General features: G+C 68.2%; 19 protein-coding genes. 12 read left to right on the top strand and 7 right to left on the bottom strand.

The window, feature by feature from the left end; genetic code table 11:
* The first annotated feature begins 297 nt into the window (after window positions 1–297).
* On the top strand, window positions 298–1,626 hold the full coding sequence (locus EKM57_RS04010; protein ID WP_129791188.1) for a DUF2254 domain-containing protein: 1,329 nt from the start codon (window positions 298–300) through the stop codon (window positions 1,624–1,626).
* 33 nt (window positions 1,627–1,659) lie between these two features.
* Here the strand turns inward: EKM57_RS04010 and dnaJ are convergent, their stop codons facing one another.
* Together dnaJ and dnaK are read right to left on the bottom strand one after the other, a co-directional pair.
* Complete coding sequence (gene dnaJ, locus EKM57_RS04005) at window positions 1,660–2,790, bottom strand: molecular chaperone DnaJ (protein ID WP_129791187.1); 1,131 nt, start codon at window positions 2,788–2,790, stop codon at window positions 1,660–1,662.
* Window positions 2,791–2,866: 76 nt separating this feature from the next.
* A complete protein-coding gene (gene dnaK / locus EKM57_RS04000; RefSeq protein WP_129791186.1) occupies window positions 2,867–4,798 on the bottom strand; it encodes a molecular chaperone DnaK in 1,932 nt (643 codons plus the stop codon).
* A 133-nt stretch (window positions 4,799–4,931) separates the two neighbouring features.
* Between dnaK and EKM57_RS03995 the strand changes: the two genes are divergently transcribed.
* The 6 genes from EKM57_RS03995 (at window position 4,932) to EKM57_RS03970 (ending at window position 9,340) form a co-directional block, all read left to right on the top strand.
* Window positions 4,932–5,384 (top strand): copper chaperone PCu(A)C, encoded by a 453-nt coding sequence (locus EKM57_RS03995; protein ID WP_129791185.1) that lies wholly within the window; start codon window positions 4,932–4,934, stop codon window positions 5,382–5,384.
* Entirely contained in the window at window positions 5,371–5,853 is a 483-nt protein-coding gene (locus tag EKM57_RS03990) for a vgr related protein (RefSeq protein ID WP_243450878.1), read from the top strand. The genes EKM57_RS03995 and EKM57_RS03990 overlap by 14 nt, the downstream gene beginning before the upstream one ends.
* Window positions 5,854–5,913: 60 nt before the next feature.
* Window positions 5,914–6,360 carry a DMT family transporter gene (locus EKM57_RS03985; protein WP_129791184.1) on the top strand — a complete coding sequence of 149 codons (447 nt, stop codon included), beginning with the start codon at window positions 5,914–5,916 and terminating at the stop codon, window positions 6,358–6,360.
* Window positions 6,361–6,368: 8 nt separating this feature from the next.
* A complete protein-coding gene (gene guaD / locus EKM57_RS03980) occupies window positions 6,369–7,679 on the top strand; it encodes a guanine deaminase (RefSeq protein ID WP_129791183.1) in 1,311 nt (436 codons plus the stop codon).
* Between the two features lie 78 nt (window positions 7,680–7,757).
* On the top strand, window positions 7,758–8,600 hold the full coding sequence (locus tag EKM57_RS03975) for a cytochrome b/b6 domain-containing protein (RefSeq protein ID WP_129791182.1): 843 nt from the start codon (window positions 7,758–7,760) through the stop codon (window positions 8,598–8,600).
* Complete coding sequence (locus tag EKM57_RS03970; RefSeq protein ID WP_129791181.1) at window positions 8,597–9,340, top strand: molybdopterin-dependent oxidoreductase; 744 nt, start codon at window positions 8,597–8,599, stop codon at window positions 9,338–9,340. The genes EKM57_RS03975 and EKM57_RS03970 overlap by 4 nt, the downstream gene beginning before the upstream one ends.
* Before the next feature lie 24 nt (window positions 9,341–9,364).
* Here EKM57_RS03970 and EKM57_RS03965 read toward each other — a convergent pair whose 3' ends face one another.
* Window positions 9,365–10,360, bottom strand: coding sequence for a YafY family protein (locus EKM57_RS03965; protein WP_129791180.1), 996 nt, complete (start codon window positions 10,358–10,360; stop codon window positions 9,365–9,367).
* 85 nt (window positions 10,361–10,445) lie between these two features.
* Here EKM57_RS03965 and EKM57_RS03960 point away from each other — a divergent pair, with 85 nt between their 5' ends.
* The 3 genes from EKM57_RS03960 (at window position 10,446) to EKM57_RS03950 (ending at window position 12,474) form a co-directional block, all read left to right on the top strand.
* Complete coding sequence (locus tag EKM57_RS03960; protein ID WP_165357164.1) at window positions 10,446–11,093, top strand: LysE family translocator; 648 nt, start codon at window positions 10,446–10,448, stop codon at window positions 11,091–11,093.
* Window positions 11,094–11,099: 6 nt separating this feature from the next.
* The gene (locus tag EKM57_RS03955; protein ID WP_129791444.1) at window positions 11,100–11,891 is read left to right on the top strand and encodes an NIPSNAP family protein; all 792 of its coding nucleotides are present in this window, start codon (window positions 11,100–11,102) and stop codon (window positions 11,889–11,891) included.
* Window positions 11,892–11,970: 79 nt separating this feature from the next.
* Window positions 11,971–12,474, top strand: a complete 504-nt coding sequence (locus EKM57_RS03950; RefSeq protein WP_129791178.1) for a PH domain-containing protein — start codon at window positions 11,971–11,973, stop codon at window positions 12,472–12,474.
* A gap of 84 nt (window positions 12,475–12,558) precedes the next feature.
* Here the strand turns inward: EKM57_RS03950 and EKM57_RS03945 are convergent, their stop codons facing one another.
* The 4 genes from EKM57_RS03945 to EKM57_RS03930 all read right to left on the bottom strand — a co-directional run bounded on the left by EKM57_RS03945 (window position 12,559) and on the right by EKM57_RS03930 (window position 15,127).
* On the bottom strand, window positions 12,559–12,834 hold the full coding sequence (locus EKM57_RS03945) for a hypothetical protein (protein WP_129791177.1): 276 nt from the start codon (window positions 12,832–12,834) through the stop codon (window positions 12,559–12,561).
* A 148-nt stretch (window positions 12,835–12,982) separates the two neighbouring features.
* Window positions 12,983–13,534 (bottom strand): nucleotide exchange factor GrpE, encoded by a 552-nt coding sequence (grpE, locus tag EKM57_RS03940; protein WP_129791176.1) that lies wholly within the window; start codon window positions 13,532–13,534, stop codon window positions 12,983–12,985.
* Entirely contained in the window at window positions 13,531–14,595 is a 1,065-nt protein-coding gene (hrcA, locus tag EKM57_RS03935) for a heat-inducible transcriptional repressor HrcA (RefSeq protein WP_129791175.1), read from the bottom strand. The genes grpE and hrcA overlap by 4 nt, the downstream gene beginning before the upstream one ends.
* Before the next feature lie 43 nt (window positions 14,596–14,638).
* Window positions 14,639–15,127, bottom strand: a complete 489-nt coding sequence (locus tag EKM57_RS03930; RefSeq protein WP_129791174.1) for a DUF6438 domain-containing protein — start codon at window positions 15,125–15,127, stop codon at window positions 14,639–14,641.
* A gap of 189 nt (window positions 15,128–15,316) precedes the next feature.
* Between EKM57_RS03930 and rph the strand changes: the two genes are divergently transcribed.
* A complete protein-coding gene (gene rph, locus EKM57_RS03925) occupies window positions 15,317–16,033 on the top strand; it encodes a ribonuclease PH (protein ID WP_129791173.1) in 717 nt (238 codons plus the stop codon).
* Entirely contained in the window at window positions 16,030–16,674 is a 645-nt protein-coding gene (rdgB, locus tag EKM57_RS03920; RefSeq protein ID WP_243450877.1) for an RdgB/HAM1 family non-canonical purine NTP pyrophosphatase, read from the top strand. The genes rph and rdgB overlap by 4 nt, the downstream gene beginning before the upstream one ends.
* The last annotated feature ends 23 nt before the right edge of the window (window positions 16,675–16,697 follow it).

The following is a 16,697-nucleotide window of genomic DNA, read 5'->3' as shown; positions in this document are numbered from 1 at the left end:
GCTTCGGCTTCCCCTTCCCATGCCGCGCATCCGGGCCTTTGTTGAGTCCGGAAAGGCCGGCAATTGCATCGACAGCCCGGAAGGACAGCTCGAGCGGCGGGCGGGCCCTGGGTTTCCTTGCCCCGTCGCCGGGAACCGCCGGGGACGAGCCGCAGTTCTGGCCTTCGTTCCGGCTGTTCGGCGAAGGAAAATCTGTGGCAGCGATCCCACCTCACTCGGCGGCCGGCACCTCGAGCCCGGTGACCATCGGGGGGTGGGCCACATCTACACGGCCATGCTGAAAAAGCACCCCCGCCCGTGAGGAGTGCCGTTCGCGCCACCTGGCTCAGCGTCAAGGCCAGCTACTGGTTCATCCCGGCGCTGCTGACGTTCGCGTCGCTCCTGCTCGCGATCGGAACGATTCGCCTCGACCGAATGTGGGGCACGGATTGGCTGGTGGCATTCGCCTGGTTCGAAGGCATCGGACCGGAAGGCGCGCGAGCCCAGCTCACCGTCATCGCCGGCGCGATGATCGCGATCTCGTCGACGGTCTTCGCCATCACCATCGCAGCGGTCGTCTACGCCTCCGGCAATTACGGGCCGCGGCTGCTGACGAACTTCATGAACGACCGCGGCAATCAGGTCTCCCTCGGCGTCTTCGTCGCCACGTTCGTCTATAATCTCCTGGTGTTGCGGAGCGTTCGCAACCCGGCCGATTCGGCGGGCACCGGCGAGAGCCCGGCCGAGGCGGCAACCGCTTTCGTGCCACAGCTTTCGATGCTCGTCTCGGGCGCCTCGGTTCTGATAGCGGTCGCCGTCCTGGTCTATTTCCTCCACCACATTCCGGCGAGCATCCGGATCAACTCCGTCCTCGGAGTGATCGGACGTCGCCTGATCGGGGACATCGAGAAGAGGTTTCCTCTCGAAGGGAGCTCGGATGAGCCCGAGCCGCCTCCCCGGGGCCGCCCGGTCACCGCCAGGAGCGTCGGCTATATCGAGATCATCGACTTCGCGGAGCTGGATGAGCTCGCCGAGCGGCATGGCCTGCGCTTGGCACTGAAGGTCCGAACCGGAGATTTCGTCCATCCCCACCTTCCGATGATCGAAGTCGAAGGCGTGGCCCAGGAGAGCTTGGACGCCTCGCTCCTGAACTGCTTCTCCCTCGGAAATTCTCGGACGCCGGCGCAGGACCTGGAATTCCTCGTCGACGAGCTTGTGGAGATCGGACTTCGGGCCCTCTCTCCCGGGATCAACGATCCGTTCACGGCCATCACCTGCCTGCACTGGCTGGCCGCGGCCATGGCGAAGCTGGCCGATCGCAGCCTTCGTGCCGGCCCTGAACAGGAGACATATCGCCGCGGACGCGTGGTTCCGGTAGCGGACGATTTCCGCCACTTCCTTGCGCGCGGCTTCGGCGCCATGCGCCAGGGCGCGGCGACCAATCCCGTCGCCGCCAAGGTATTCGTCGATGCGCTCCATGGCGTGGCGCGCGGTGCCACCTCCGCCGTGCGGCGCGCGGCGCTCGCCGAGGAGGTCAGGCGGTTCGGCGAGCAGGTGGAGACGGCGTTGCAGGGGCCGGCGCGCGACGAGGTCCGGCAGCGCATAGCGGACCTGCGGCCCGAAGCCGGCAGCGCTTTCGGGCGCTAGGATCGCGACGCGACCGCCCGCGTGGCGTCGCGCTCAGGTCAGCTCTTCCCAGGCCGCCTTCAATTTCTGGAAGAAGCCCTTGGAAGCCGGGCATTCTTCGCCTGTCTCGGTCTCGCGGAACTGCTCGAGCAATTCGCGCTGCTTGGCCGAGAGGCTGGTCGGCGTCTCGACCTGGATCTCGATCACCATGTCGCCATAGCCGCGACCGCCCATCACCGGCATCCCGGCGCCGCGATGGCGCAGCTGCTTGCCGGACTGGATCCCGGCCGGGATGCGGATCTCGTGCATCTGCTTGTCGAGCCCCGGCACCTCGATGCAGCCGCCCAGGGCCGCCGTCGTGATGCTGACCGGGCAGCGCGCGAACAGGGTCGTGCCGTCTCGGGTGAAGATCGAATGGCGGGCGAGATGGATGAAGATGTAGAGGTCCCCTGGCGGTCCGCCGCGCACGCCCGCCTCGCCTTCGCCGGCGAGACGGATTCGGGTTCCCTCGTCGACGCCCGCGGGAATCTTGACGGTCAGGGACTTGCGTTTCTCGACACGTCCCTCGCCGCGGCAGGTCGGGCAAGGGTCGGCAATCAGCTCGCCGATGCCGCGGCAGCTCGGGCAGGTCTGCTCGACCACGAAGAAGCCCTGGCGGGCCCGGATCTGGCCGCGGCCGCCGCACATGTTGCAGGTGCGCGCCGCCGTACCCGCCTTGGCGCCGGAACCACCGCAGGGCTGGCAGGCCGCCGTGGTATCGATCTGAAGCTCGACCTCACGTCCGGCATAGGCGTCCTCGAGCCTGACCTGCAGGTCGTAACGCAAGTCCGATCCACGCAGCACGTTGCGGCGCCGGTCGCCCTGGCCGCCTTGCATGAACTCGCCGAAGATATTGTCGAAAATATCGGCGAACGACCCGAAATCCTGGGCTCCGTGTCCGTTCCCGCCGAACCCGCCATTCTTGTAGGCGGCATGGCCGAACCGGTCGTAGGCGGCCCGCTTCTGCGGGTCCTTCAGACACTCATAGGCTTCGCTGATCGCCTTGAACTTCGCCTCGGCATCCTGGCAGCCGCCGTTGCGGTCGGGATGGCACTCCATCGCCAGCCGGCGATAGGCCGATTTGATCGTGCGATCGTCGGCATCGCGCGAGACCTGCAGAAGCGAATAATAGTCGGTATCAAGCACGGCCCGGAGATCCCCCTGACGACGGCGCCCGCCTTTCCCTGGTCATGCATCGGAAAAGCGGGCGCCACGTCATCGCTCAGCCCTTATTGTCTTCGTCGACTTCGGAGAATTCGGCGTCGACGACTTCCTCGCCGGCGCCCGCCTCGCTGCCCTGCGAAGCCTCCGCATCGCCGCCGCCCGCGGCGGCCGCCTGATCCTTCTCGTAGATCGCCTGGCCAAGCTTCATCGCCACCTGGGCGAGCGCCTGCGCCTTCGCCTGGATCTCCTGGACGTCGCCGCCCTCGACGGCCTTCTTGGCCTCGTCGACGGCGCCCTGGATCTCGGCCTTGAGCGACGCGTCGACCTTGTCGCCATGCTCCTCGAGCTGCCGCTCGGTCGAGTGGATCAGGCTCTCGGCATTGTTCCGGGCCTCGGCCGACTCGCGCCGCTTCTTGTCCTCTTCGGCGAACTGCTCCGCTTCCTGGACCATCTTCTCGATGTCCTGGTCGGAAAGGCCGCCGGAGGCCTGGATGCGGATCTGCTGCTCCTTCCCGGTTCCCTTGTCCTTGGCGGATACGTTGACGATGCCGTTGGCGTCGATGTCGAACGTGACCTCGATCTGCGGCACCCCGCGCGGCGCGGGTGGAATTCCGACCAGGTCGAACTGGCCGAGAATCTTGTTGTCCGCCGCCATCTCGCGCTCGCCCTGGAAGACGCGGATGGTCACCGCATTCTGATTGTCCTCGGCGGTGGAGAAGGTCTGGGTCTTCTTGGTCGGAATGGTCGTGTTGCGGTCGATCATTCGGGTGAAGACTCCGCCCAGAGTCTCGATGCCGAGCGACAGGGGCGTGACGTCGAGCAACAGGACGTCCTTGACCTCGCCCTGCAGCACGCCGGCCTGGATCGCGGCGCCCATGGCGACGACCTCGTCCGGATTGACGCCGGTGTGCGGCTCCTTGCCGAAGAATTCCTTCACCGTCTCGCGGACCCGCGGCATGCGGGTCATGCCGCCGACCAGGACGACCTCGTCAATCTCCTCGGCCTTGACGCCGGCGTCGGCCAGCGCCTTCTTGCACGGCTCCAGCGTACGCTTGATCAGGTCACCGACGATCCGCTCGAGATCGGAGCGGCTGATCGACTCGACGAGATGGAGCGGGGTCGAGCTTCCGCCTTCCATCCTGGCGGTAATGAAGGGCAGGTTCACCTCGGTGGTCTGCGCCGACGACAGCTCGATCTTCGCTTTCTCGGCGGCTTCCTTGAGCCGCTGCAGCGCAAGCCGGTCGTTGCGAAGGTCGATATTCTCCTTCGCCTTGAACTTGTCGGCCAGGTAATCGACCAGCTTGGCGTCGAAATCCTCGCCCCCGAGGAAGGTGTCGCCGTTGGTCGACTTCACCTCGAACACGCCATCGCCGATCTCGAGAATCGAGATGTCGAAAGTGCCGCCGCCAAGGTCGTAGACGGCGATCGTCTTGCCGTCCTGCTTGTCCAGGCCGTAGGCGAGCGCCGCGGCCGTCGGCTCGTTGATGATGCGCAGCACCTCGAGCCCGGCGATCTGCCCGGCGTCCTTGGTCGCCTGGCGCTGGGCGTCGTTGAAATAGGCCGGGACGGTGATCACCGCCTGGGTGACGGTCTCGCCGAGATAGGACTCGGCGGTTTCCTTCATCTTCTGCAGCGTGAAGGCGGAGATCTGCGAAGGCGAATAATCCTTGCCGCCCGCTTGCACCCACGCGTCGCCGTTGGAGCCGCGCGTGATCTTGTAGGGGACGAGCTCCGTATCCTTCTTGGTGATCGGATCGTCGAACCGCCGCCCGATCAGGCGCTTCACCGCGAAAATGGTATTGTCGGGATTGGTGACCGCCTGGCGCTTCGCCGGCTGGCCGATCAGCCGCTCGCCGTCCTTGGTGAAGGCGACCACCGAGGGGGTGGTGCGGGCACCTTCCGAATTTTCGATAACCTTGGGCTTGCCGCCCTCCATCACCGCGACGGCGCTGTTGGTGGTGCCGAGATCGATTCCGATCACTCTTGCCATGTCTGAACCTCTTATGCCCCTGACAAAACGATTCCACCCGCTGGTCCCTTGGCGGCGACGAACGGGTGTTTCGCAGGCGATATAGGGGGCGAATTGGTTGCGACAAGAAGCCGGGTTCCTCTAGGAAGACCGCATGCGCAAAGCCCTCCCGATCATCGCCCTGCTCCTTCTCGCCCCGGCCTGCAGCCGCGAGCCCGACCCGCCGGGCGTCACGGTCGAGAACGCGGTCGCCACCCTGCCCGCCGTGCCGGGACGGCCGGGCGCCGCTTATTTCGTGCTGCGCACAAATGTGGATCCGACCCGCCTCACCGGGATCGAGAGCCCGCGCGTGGGCCGGGTCGAGCTGCACGAGACGATGGAGCATGCGGGGACGGCGCGGATGGCACCGCTTGCAGACGCCGGCTTCACGCCCGATGCGCCGCTCCAATTCGCACCCGGGGGACGCCATGCTATGCTGTTCGACATGGACCCCGCGCTTCGCGTCGGCGACCGCCTGACCCTCACTTTCCGCTTCGATCCCGCGCCGCCGGTCACGGTCGAGGCGGAAGTGCGCGGCCCGGGCGACGCCGGCCATGGCGCGCACTGACGGACGAAAGCTGACTGCCGGGGAGCGAGAGCTCGCCGCCTCGATATTCGGCTCGGCGATCGACTTCGACGCCGTCCGTCTCCACCGCCGCAAGTGGTTCCCGTTCCAGCCCAGGGCCGCCGTCATGGCGCCGGACGGCCACATCTGGGTTCACCCCGAAGGCCGGCTGTGGAGCGATGATTATGCGAAGTCGCCGATCAACCTCCAGGGCCTGTTCATCCACGAAATGACCCATGTCTGGCAGGCCCAGCAGCGCGGCCGCTGGTATCTCGTGCTGATGCGCCATCCCTTCTGCCGCTATGCTTACGATCTTCGCCCGGGGTGGCCGTTCGACCGCTATGGGCTGGAGCAGCAGGCGGAGATCGCGCGCCACGTCTTCCTGCTGCGCCGGGGCTACCCCACCGCCGCGCCAGCCGGGCTCGCCGAACTCGAGAATATCTGCCCCTTCTCCGGGGGAATCGCAGCCTAGGGACGGCCGCCGAACCGCGCTAAGGGTCGGCCGCATCGGACCTTGTCGGAAGTCGTTCTCATGAATCTCGCCGCCGTGACCATCCTCCTCGCCGTGATCGCCGGCGCATTGATGGCAATACAGGCGCCGACCAACGCCTTGCTCGCCCGCCCGGTCGACTCGCCGGTGACCGCCGCCTTCCTCTCCTTCGTCGTCGGCACGGCCGCGCTCGGAATTCTCGCCTTCCTGCTCCCGTCCCGGCCCGATGCGGCCGGCGTGCGCGCGCTTCCCTGGTATGTGTGGCTCGGCGGCCTCTACGGCGCCTTCTTCGTCGCCGTCGCGGCCTTCGGCGCGCCTCGCGTCGGGATCGCCGTGCTGCTCACCGCGGTGGTCGCCGGGCAAATGGCGATGGCGGTTCTGCTCGATCATTACGGCCTGCTCGGCCTGCCGAAGCACGAGGTCAGCCTGCAGCGCGTCGCCGGCCTCCTTCTCGTCGTTGCCGGCGTCGTCCTGGTCCGGCGGGGCTGAGCCGGAAGATGCCGCTGCTCGGCTTCAGGGCGGAGCTGCTGAGCGTGGCGGAGGATCCGGCGGCGGCCGGACCCGAGAGCGTGCGCCACGAACCGGACGGGCTGCTGGTCGTGGAGGACGGGATTGTCGTGGCGCGCGGCGCCTATGTCGATCTGGCACCGCGCTATCAGGACCTCTCCGTCGCGCATTTTCCGGGCAAGCTGCTCGTCCCCGGCTTCGTCGATGCGCACGTCCACTACCCGCAGACCGAACGAATCGCGTCGCACGGTGCGCAGCTTCTGGAGTGGCTGGAACGGCACATCTTTCCTGCCGAGGCGGCCTTCGCCGATCCGGTCCATGCCGGTTCGGTCGCCGCATTCTTCCTCGACGAGCTCCTGCGCAACGGCACGACCAGCGCGCTCGTCTTCGCGACCGTGCATGAAGCCTCGGTCGACGCCTTGTTCGAAGCGGCGCTGGCCCGAAACATGCGAATCGTCTCCGGCAAGGTACTGATGGATCTCGGCCCGCCGACCTTGCGCGACGGCCTCGTCGAGGGTCGCGCGGCGAGCGAGGCGCTGATCGCGCGCTGGCGCGGCCGCGGCCGGCTCGGCTATGCGATCACCCCTCGCTTCGCCTTGACTTCCTCGGACGCCCAGCTGGCGGACGCCGGTGCGCTCCTTTCCGAGCATCCCGAAGCGCTGCTCCACACCCACCTATCCGAAAATTTCGGCGAAATAGCCGCGGTGGCCGAGCGCTTCACCGGCGCGAAGGACTATCTCGACGTCTACGACCGCTTCGGCCTCGTTGGGCCGCGCTCGGTCTTCGCCCATTCGATCCACCTCACGGCGCGCGAGATGGAGCGGATGGCGCGCGCACGATCCGGAATCGCCTTCTGCCCCACGTCCAACCTGTTCCTCGGCTCCGGCCTGTTCGATCTCGCTCTGGCCGACAGGCACGGCGTCGGCGTCGGGTTAGGCACCGACGTCGGCGCCGGCACCAGCTTCTCACTGCTCGCGACGATGGGCGAGGCCTACAAGGTCTGCCAGATGCGCAGCCTCAGCCTCGATCCATTTCGCGCCCTTTACCTCGCCACCGCGGGCGGCGCTCGCATCCTCGGCCTCGGCGACCGGATCGGCGCGCTCGAACCCGGGCAGGAGGCGGATTTCGTCCTTCTCGATCCCTTGGCGACGCCCTTGCTCGCGCGGCGCACCGCCGGCGCCTCGCTGCACGAGCGCCTGTTCGCCCTCCAGGTGCTCGGCGACGACCGCGCCGTCGCCTTCACCTTCGTCGCCGGCCGCCCCGCGCATCGGCGCGACTCGCCGCCCGGCCGGGGGGCGTGATTGGCGCGTCCTCCGCGCCGGATGTTGTAACCGAAGCGGCATCGGGCGCGAACGGCAGGTAAGGGAGGCACGCCGCCGATGGAGTATGAGGAAAGGCCCGCCGGGCCCCCGGAGCGGGTGAAGCGCCACCGGCTTTCGACCCGGATATGGCACTGGACCAACGTCGTCGCCGTCTTCGTCATGCTGATGAGCGGCCTGATGATCTTCAACGCCCATCCGCGGCTCTATTGGGGCCAATATGGCGCCAACACCGATCCGGCCTGGCTGGAGATCGGATCGACCGAGACGCGCGGCTATCTGCGAGTCGGCGCGCTCCAGGTGACGACCACCGGCCTGCTCGGCCGCTGGACCGACCCCGATGGCAACGTCCGGCGTCGCGCTTTCCCTCACTGGGCGACCATCCCGTCCTCCTACAGCCTGTCGGCCGGCCGGCGCTGGCATCTCGCCTTCGCCTGGCTGTTCGCCGTCGGCCTCGTCGCCTATCTTATAGCGAGCCTGATCAACCGCCACGCATGGCGAGACCTGACGCCACGCCGCGACGAGCTGCGGCCGGGCGCCTTGTGGCACGAGGCGAAGCAGCACGCCCGCCTGCGCTTCCCCACCGGCGAGGCGGCCCTGCGCTACAACAGCCTGCAGAAGCTGAGCTATTTCGGCGTGATCTTCATCCTGCTGCCCGTCATCATTCTCACCGGCCTCACCATGTCGCCGGCAATGGATGCGGCCTGGCCCTGGCTGCTCGACCTGTTCGGCGGCCGCCAGTCGGCGCGATCGATCCATTTCATCGCCGCCTTCCTCCTCGTCCTCTTCATCCTCGTCCATCTGGCGATGGTCCTGCTCGCCGGACCGGTGAACGAAATCCGCTCGATGATCACCGGATGGTACCGGGTCCCCCAAGCCAGGGCGAAGGAGCCCCGCTCATGATCACGCGCCGCCACCTGCTCGTGGGCGCTGCCGGCCTGCTCCTTCCCGGCTGCGACCGTCTCAACCGAAGCGACACGTTCCGCGACGGGCTGCGCGCCTTCGAGACGCTGAACCTCAAGGCACAGCGGCTGATCACCAGCCGGACGGCGCTCGCCCGCGAATATTCGCCGGAGGACATCTCTCCTTATTTCCGGCCGAACGGCAACGTCACGCCCGGCACCGACGAGTATCGCCTCATGGCCGAAGGCGGATTCGCCAGCTGGCGGCTCACCGTCGACGGGCTCGTGCGCCGGCCGCTGTCGCTGTCGGTCGCTGAACTCGTCGACATGCCGCGGCGCAGCCAGATCACGCGGCACGACTGCGTCGAAGGCTGGTCCGCGATCGGCAAGTGGACCGGCGTGCCGCTCGCCCGGCTTCTCGACCTCGCGGGGCTCGGCGAACGGGCGCGCTATATCGTATTCCACTGCATGGATCGGTTCGGCGCGCGGCCTTATTACGAAAGCATCGACCTGGTCGACGCCTACCACCCGCAGACCATCCTCGCTTACGGTCTCAACGACCGCCGGCTGCCGATCCCGAACGGCGCGCCGTTGCGGCTGCGGGTCGAGCGCCAGCTCGGTTACAAGCATGCCAAATATCTGGCGCGGATCGAAGCGGTCGCAAGCCTCGAGGGGATCTATGGCGGCCGCGGCGGCTATTGGGAGGATAGCAACGATTACGAATGGTATGCGGGGATCTGAGTCCGGCCCGCCCGTTGGCAGGAATCAAGGCCGTTCGGGACGGTCCTGAACAGGATGACGAGGGGCATAGAGGGCGCCGATCCGCTGTGCCGAGCGGCGCATCTCCTCGCGCAGCGCCTCGGGCGCCAGGACCTCCACCTGGTCCTTGAAGCCGAGCAGCAGGGCCGCGGCATGGGCGAGGCCTTCGATCGGCACGACCGCCTGGCGGCAGCCCTGTTCGTCTGCCGGCGCCGCCCGGACCGATTCGGCGGCGTCGGCGCCGAGCTGATCGATCATGGGCAGCGCGCTGGGACGGACCAGCAAGGTCGCCGTCCCGCGGGACAGGCTCGCCTCGAACCGCGCCACCTGCTCGGCCCACCAGCGCGCCAGGTCGTAGCCGGCCGGACGCTCGAACCGGGTTTCGAGCGGCGCCGCCTCGAGGATCTGCGACACGCGATAGGTACGCACGTCCTTGCCGCCCGCCCGGGCGGCGAGATACCAGCGCCCGGCCTTCATCACCAGGCCGAGCGGTTCCAGCGTGCGTCGTGACTCGCCCTTCCAGCTCTCGTAGCGGACGTCGAGCCGCCTCTGCTCCCAGACGCAGGACGCCACCGCCGCCAGCAAGGGCGGGGACGAGGCCCGACGGTACCAGTCGACCGGATCGAGGTGGAAGCGGTCCGCCACGCGCGCCGCGCTGTCGCCGGCACCGGCCGGAAGCGACGCGAGCAGCTTCAACCGCGCGGCTGACGCCGGCTCGGCGAGCCCGAGATCCTCGAGCGGTCCGGGCAATCCCATCAGCAGCATCGCCTCGGCCTCGGCCGCCGTCATGCCGGTGAGCCGCGTTCGATAGCCGTCGAGCAAGGCGAAGCCGCCGCCGGGCCCGCGATCGGCATAGATCGGCACGCCGGCGGCGCTGAGCGCGTCGGCATCCCGATAGATGGTGCGCTTCGACACCTCGAAGCGCTCGGCCAGATCGGCCGCGGTCACCCGTCCTCGCAGCTGGAGCGTGATCAGCATCGAAAGCAGGCGGGCGGCGCGCATGAGTCATGCTTAGCGCATAATAGCTGACATGGGATGTCATCTTGGAGCACTTACAAGCGGCGCAACGATTCGGAAGGAAACGGCCTTGGGCGACGCGCTGATGATCTGGACCTTCGCGCTGCTGGTGCTGGCCATCGTCGTCACGCCCGGGGCGGACATGGCCATCGTTGTGACGAGCGCGCTCGGCGGCGGCCGCGTCGCCGGGCTGGCGGCCGTCGGCGGAATCGCGATCGGCGCCTCGGCCCACATCCTGTTCAGCGCGGCGGGACTCTCCGCGCTGGTAGCGGCGGATCCGGAGGTACTGGCGCTGCTCGGATGGGCTGGCGCCGCTTACCTGCTGTGGCTCGCGGCAGGCTTTCTGCGCGCGAAGGTGGAACCGGCGCTGCCCGCCCCGGGCGCCGCCGTCGCGCCCGGAGCGGCGCTTCGCCGGGCGATCGCGACCAACCTGCTCAATCCCAAGGCCTATCTCTTCGTGCTGATCGTCTTCCCGCAGTTCATTCGTCGCGACGGCTGGCCGATCGGGGTGCAGGCGCTGCTGCTCGGCGGGCTCGTCCTCGCCATCGCGGTGCCGGTCTATGGCGGCCTCGCTTTGGCGGCGGCGCGGGCGGCTCAGGGCCTGCTCGCCCGCCCCGCAGCGATCCTCCTCGTCCATCGCGGCGCGGGGATTCTGCTCGGCGGGATCGGGCTGACGCTCGCCATGGCGCAGGCAAATCTTTTCAATCCAGGAGGATGAGTGACCATGATATCGGCAGTCAAAGCGGCCGTACTGACCCTGGGAGCGACCGTTCCCAACGCACCGGATCGGCTCCCCGCCGCGCCGAGCGTCGTCGAGCTGCGGCAGTACAAGATCGTGCCGGGACGGCGCGACGCCTTCATCGCCCTGTTCGACCGCGCGTTTGTCGAAAGCCAGGAAGCCGAGGGCATGCGGCTCATCGGCCAGTTTCGCGACCTCGACGATCCCGATCGCTTCGTCTGGCTACGCGGCTTTGCCGACATGGCTGCTCGCCGCCGCGCGCTCGAGCATTTCTATTCGGGCCCGGTCTGGCAGGCGCATCGGGGCGAGGCCAATCCGATGCTCGAGGACAATGACAATGTGCTGCTGCTGAGGCCCGCCTGGCCCGGCGCCGGCTTCACCCTTGCGCCGCGGCCGGCGGCGAATTCGGACGAGGGGGCGGACGGGTTCGTCGTCGCGACCATCCTCTATCTTTGGAAGCCGCCGGAGGAAGGCTTCACCGAATTCTTCCGCACGCAGGTGCGGCCGGCGCTCGAATCGGCAGGCATTCCGGTCCTGGCCGTTCTGGAGCCGGAGCGCGCGCCCAACGACTTCCCGCGCCTTCCCGTCCGGAGCGACGAGAGACTGCTGGTCTGGTTCACGCGGTTCGAGAGCGAGACCGCGCGCGACGAACTCATCGTGCGGCTCGGCGCATCGGCGGATTGGCGCGAGAGGATCGCGCCCGCCCTCCAGCGCCACATGGAGCGCCCACCGCAGACGCTGCGGCTCGCTCCGACCGCGCGTTCGGCGCTGCGTTGAACCTGGCCGGCCGGAATCGGCCGGGCTTTCATTTCCCCGCCGCCGTGCTAGCCAGACCAGGCACTGCGGGGGCAAGGCCATGGAAGCAACGCTCGACCGGTTCCGCTCGTCGACTTTGGGTTGGCTGCGCGGGACGATGGCCGGACTCGGAACGATCCTGCTCGCCCTCGCCGGCATCGTCGCCGCTGCGTTCGGGGACTGGGGCCTCTATCCCCTGTTCGCCACGGCGGCGGCGCTGGCGATAGTGCTGGTCGAATGGGTCCGGAATCTCGCCGCCACCTTCGAGGTGACCGACGAAAGGCTGATCATCCACCGCGGCATCATCTTCAAGAGCGTCGACGAGATCGAGCTTTACCGGGTGAAGGACATCCGAATCGATTTCACCCTGCTCAACCAATGGGCGAATATCGGTACGATCCTGGTCAGCTCGAGCGACGAGACCACTCGCGACGGCGACCTTGTCCTCTCACATGTCGAGAATGCCCGCGGCCGGCGCGAGGAACTGCGCCGCCTGGTCGACACGGCACGCCAGCGGCGCCGCGTTCGCGAGATCGACATGATCCACGACCACGACGCGCTCTGAGCGACCGCATCCACCCGATGTAATTCCGGCGGCTGCAGGTCCGGAGCGTCCCCGATCGTCAGCGCCGGCGGTTGCCGCGGGCCTTCAGCACCCGCTGCCGTGGCAGCCGCTCGCGCCGCCATGATCGGGCCTGAGGCCCCAGCCGAACGCGGGTTGGGAGATCCGCCGTTCCTTGGCCTGCCATGCCTCTGCCGGCCTGCATACCTCCCGGGCGATGCGCGAACCCAGCCGGAGCTGCGAGCGGCAGACGAGCGCCTGCCCGCCCGACTCGGCGTCGGTGGCTTCGGCGGCCGCGGCGGGCGGCTTATCTGCAAAGGCGAACGTGCCGCTGAGCGAAAGGATCAGGATCGATGAAATCATGACGGTCCTCCTTCACCCTGGACCATAGCATGCGAGCCGGCATTTTCCCACTCGCCGCCATCGCCGGCCGCCGCGACGCAGCGCCTTTCGGGGCGAGGCTCCATCCTCGGCGCCGCAGCCGTTGAAGTCCCGCCTCTGCACCTTCCGGCTACGGCTTGCGGGCGACTCCGACCAGGGCCGGGCGCAGCAGCCGGTCCTTGATGGTATAGCCGGACTGCATTTCCTGCACGATCGTGCCGGGGTCGGACCGGTCGTCGGGCACCTCGATCATCGCCTGGTGGAGATGCGGATCGAGCTTCTGGCCCAGCGCCTCGATGCGGGCGATGCCGTGGCGCTGGAACACCGATTCGAGCTCGCGGCCGGTGGCTTCGATTCCGGCGACCAGGCTTTTCATCCGCTCGTCCTCGCGCAGCTCGTCGGCGATCGCGTCGAGCGCGCGCTCGAGATTGTCCTTCACCGACAGCATGTCGCGGGCGAAGGCGGTGGCGGCATAATTGGCCGCATTGACCTTCTCCTGCTCGAGCCGGCGGCGCACGTTCTGCGTCTCCGCCTGAGCGTAGAGAACGTGCTGGCGCACCTCCTCCAGCTCTTTCTCGAGCTGGCTGAGCCGATCGAGATTGAGCTCGACCGGATTCTCCGCGGCTTCCTGCTCGCCTTCTTCTGCTTCGTTCACGTCGCTCTTCGCATCCTGTTCGTTCATGCCAGTAATCTCGACAAAGCTTTCGCCGTGAAGTCCACCATGGGGACCACCCGGGCATAGTTCAACCGCGTCGGACCGATCACGCCCACCACGCCGACGAGCTTGCCGTCGCGGCCGCGATAGGGCGCCGCAATAACCGATGATCCCGACAACGCGAACAGCTCATTCTCGGATCCGATGAAGATCTTCATCGCGTCGCCGGAACGCGCCCGGTCGAGCAGCCGCGCAATCTCTTCCTTGCCTTCGAGTTCGTCGAGCAGCTGCCGGACCCGCTCCAGGTCGGCCGCCGCCTCGTCGTCGATGAGGTTGGCCTGGCCGCGCACGATCAGCACCGGCCGGTGCGATCCGTCTTCCGACCAGACCGCGAGTCCGCGCGCGATCAGCTCCTGCGCCGCCTGATCGAGCGCGGCGCGGCCGTCGCTGATCTCCTTGCCGAGCCGCGCCCGCGCGTCGCTCAGGGTCAGGCCGGACAATCGCGCGCTGACATAGTTTCCGACTTCCGCCAGCATCGACGGAGTCACGCCGGGCGGCAGCTCGACCACCCGGTTCTCGACGCTGCCGTCGCTGCCGACCAGGACCGCAACCGCCTGGCGCGGCGCTCCCGGATCCAGGCCCGGACCGGGGAGCGGGACGAAGGCGAGCTGCTTCAGCACCGGCTCGGCCTTGGGGACGAGGACGATCCCGGCGCAGGCCGACAGGCCGGACAAGGCGGCGGTCGCATTGCTGATCGCTTCCTCGATCGGTCCGCCGCGGTCGATCAGCGCCTCGATGGCGGCCCGGTCCTCCGCCCGCGGCTCGGCCACCTGCATGATCGCGTCGACGAACAGCCTCAGGCCGCTTTCGGTCGGAACGCGGCCGGCCGAAGTGTGGGGGGCCGCGAGCAGTCCGGTCTCCTCGAGGTCCTGCATGACGTTGCGGATCGACGCCGGCGAGAGGTTGACGCCGGAAATGCGCGAGATGGTGCGCGAGCCGACCGGATGACCGCTGTCCAGATAGGCCTCGACCACCAGTCGGAACACGTCCCTGGCGCGGTCGCTCATCTCGCCGATGCTGCCTGTCATCGAACGGATGTAGTCCGAGGAGCGGGCGCCCTCAACTCCACTGTCACCGCTGGCCGCCGATCAGCTCGCCGATCGGCAGCAGCGCAGGCGCGGCCTTGAGCCGCTCGGCGATCGGCCGGTTCCGTTCCATGTCGCAGCCATGGTAGAAATACAGGGTCCGGCGGGACCCGTCGCGGTCCGTCCAGACCACCTGCGTGGACGGCATGTCGGTCGCCGTCATCTCGCACGCCTCCCCCGAATAGCGGCGCTCGCTTTCGGTCGGGCGGAGCGGCGCGAGCTGCCGGGCAAAGGCGGCGAACTGCTCGCCCGTAACCGGGAATGCCTGCTCGCCCGAGGCGGCGGTGAAGCGGCTTCCCACGAACCGGCCCTCGCCGTCGGCACTCACGGTGAGGCGATAGACCGGACAGGCGCCGAAGCAAGGCCCGGTCTCGTAGCTGATCGACCGGACGGTGCCCGCCAGGCCGTCGGGTGGCGGCAGCGTGGCGCAGGCGCCCACGATCAACACGACGACCGCGAGCGCAAATTTCCGCATTCTCTTCTCCAGGCAGGGGCGATTCTCGTGGGCCGCTTTCCCGTGCCGCCGATGAACGGCCGCTGATCGACGGACTTTCGTCACCGGGCCGGCGCGACGTGGCAAAATCGGCGCGACCCGCCCACCGCCGCTGTTGCCTCGGCGGCGGAAGTCGCTAAGCCCGCGCGAACCCCGAAGGAAAGGAATGACATGCGTCCCTCAGGCCGCGCCCCCGATCAGATGCGCGCCATCAATATGGAGCCGGGCTATACCCGCCACGCCGAAGGCAGCTGCCTAGTCGCGTTCGGCGAGACCAGGGTGCTGTGCACCGCCTCGGTCGAGACCAGCCTTCCCTCCTGGCTCCGCGGCAAGGGCCGCGGCTGGGTCACCGCCGAATATGGGATGCTGCCGCGCGCGACCCACACGCGCGGCCGGCGCGAGGCAGCCGGCGGCAAGCAGACCGGCCGCACCCAGGAGATACAACGCCTGATCGGCCGCAGCCTTCGCGCCGTGGTCGACCTCGAGGCGCTCGGCGAGCGCCAGGTCACGCTCGATTGCGACGTGCTCCAGGCCGACGGCGGCACCCGCACCGCGGCCATATCCGGCGCCTGGGTGGCGCTTCGGATCGCCGTCGACCGGCTGATCGAGCAGAAGCTCGTGGCCCGCGATCCCATATCCCGCAAGGTCGCGGCGGTGAGCTGCGGCATCCATGGCGGAACCGCCGTCCTCGATCTCGATTATGTCGAGGACAGCTCGGCCGGCTGCGACGGCAATTTCGTCCTTACCGACGACGGCAAGCTGGTCGAGGCGCAGATCACGGCGGAAGGCGAATGCTTCGACGAGGAAGGACTGCTGCGGCTGCTGAGGCTGGCGCGGATCGGCTGCGCGGAGATCTTCACCGCCCAGGACAGGGCGACCGGCAGGTGAGGAAGCTCGGGCCCGGGCGGCTCGTCATTGCCAGCCACAATGAAGGCAAGGTACGCGAGATCTCCGAACTGCTCGGTCCGCACGGAATCACTCCCGTCTCGGCCGCCGAGCTCGACCTTCCCGAGCCCGACGAGATCGGCGCCACCTTCATCGACAATGCCGACCTGAAGGCCCGCGCCGCCGCCGACCTGTCCGGCCTTCCGGCCCTGGCCGACGATAGCGGGCTGTGCGTCGAGGCGCTGGGCGACCGCCCCGGAATCTTTTCGGCGCGCTGGGCGCTCGCCGATCCGCGCGTCTCCGCCGAGGCCGGCCCGGGCGAAGTGACCGGAGCACGGGACTTCGACCGCGCCATGGCCCGGGTCCACGAAGAGCTCGAGGCGCTCGGCCCCGAAGCCAGCCGCAACGCCCATTTCGTCTGCGCGCTGGCGGTCTGCTGGCCCGACGGGCATGCCGAATGGTTCGAAGGCCGCGTCGACGGGGTGCTGACCTGGCCGCCGCGTGGCGACAAGGGCTTCGGCTACGATCCGATCTTCGTGCCGGCCGGCCGCGAGATGACGTTCGGCGAGATGGATCCGGCCGAAAAGCATGCGATCAGCCACCGCGCGGACGCTTTCCGCAAGCTGGTCGCGGCATTGCTCTAGCCCCTTCCCCGCTTGCCGGAAGG

The sequence above is a fragment of the Sphingosinicella sp. CPCC 101087 genome (assembly GCF_004151485.1).
In the GTDB taxonomy this organism is placed as follows: domain Bacteria; phylum Pseudomonadota; class Alphaproteobacteria; order Sphingomonadales; family Sphingomonadaceae; genus Allosphingosinicella.
This window is presented reverse-complemented; position numbering and strand designations above follow the sequence as displayed.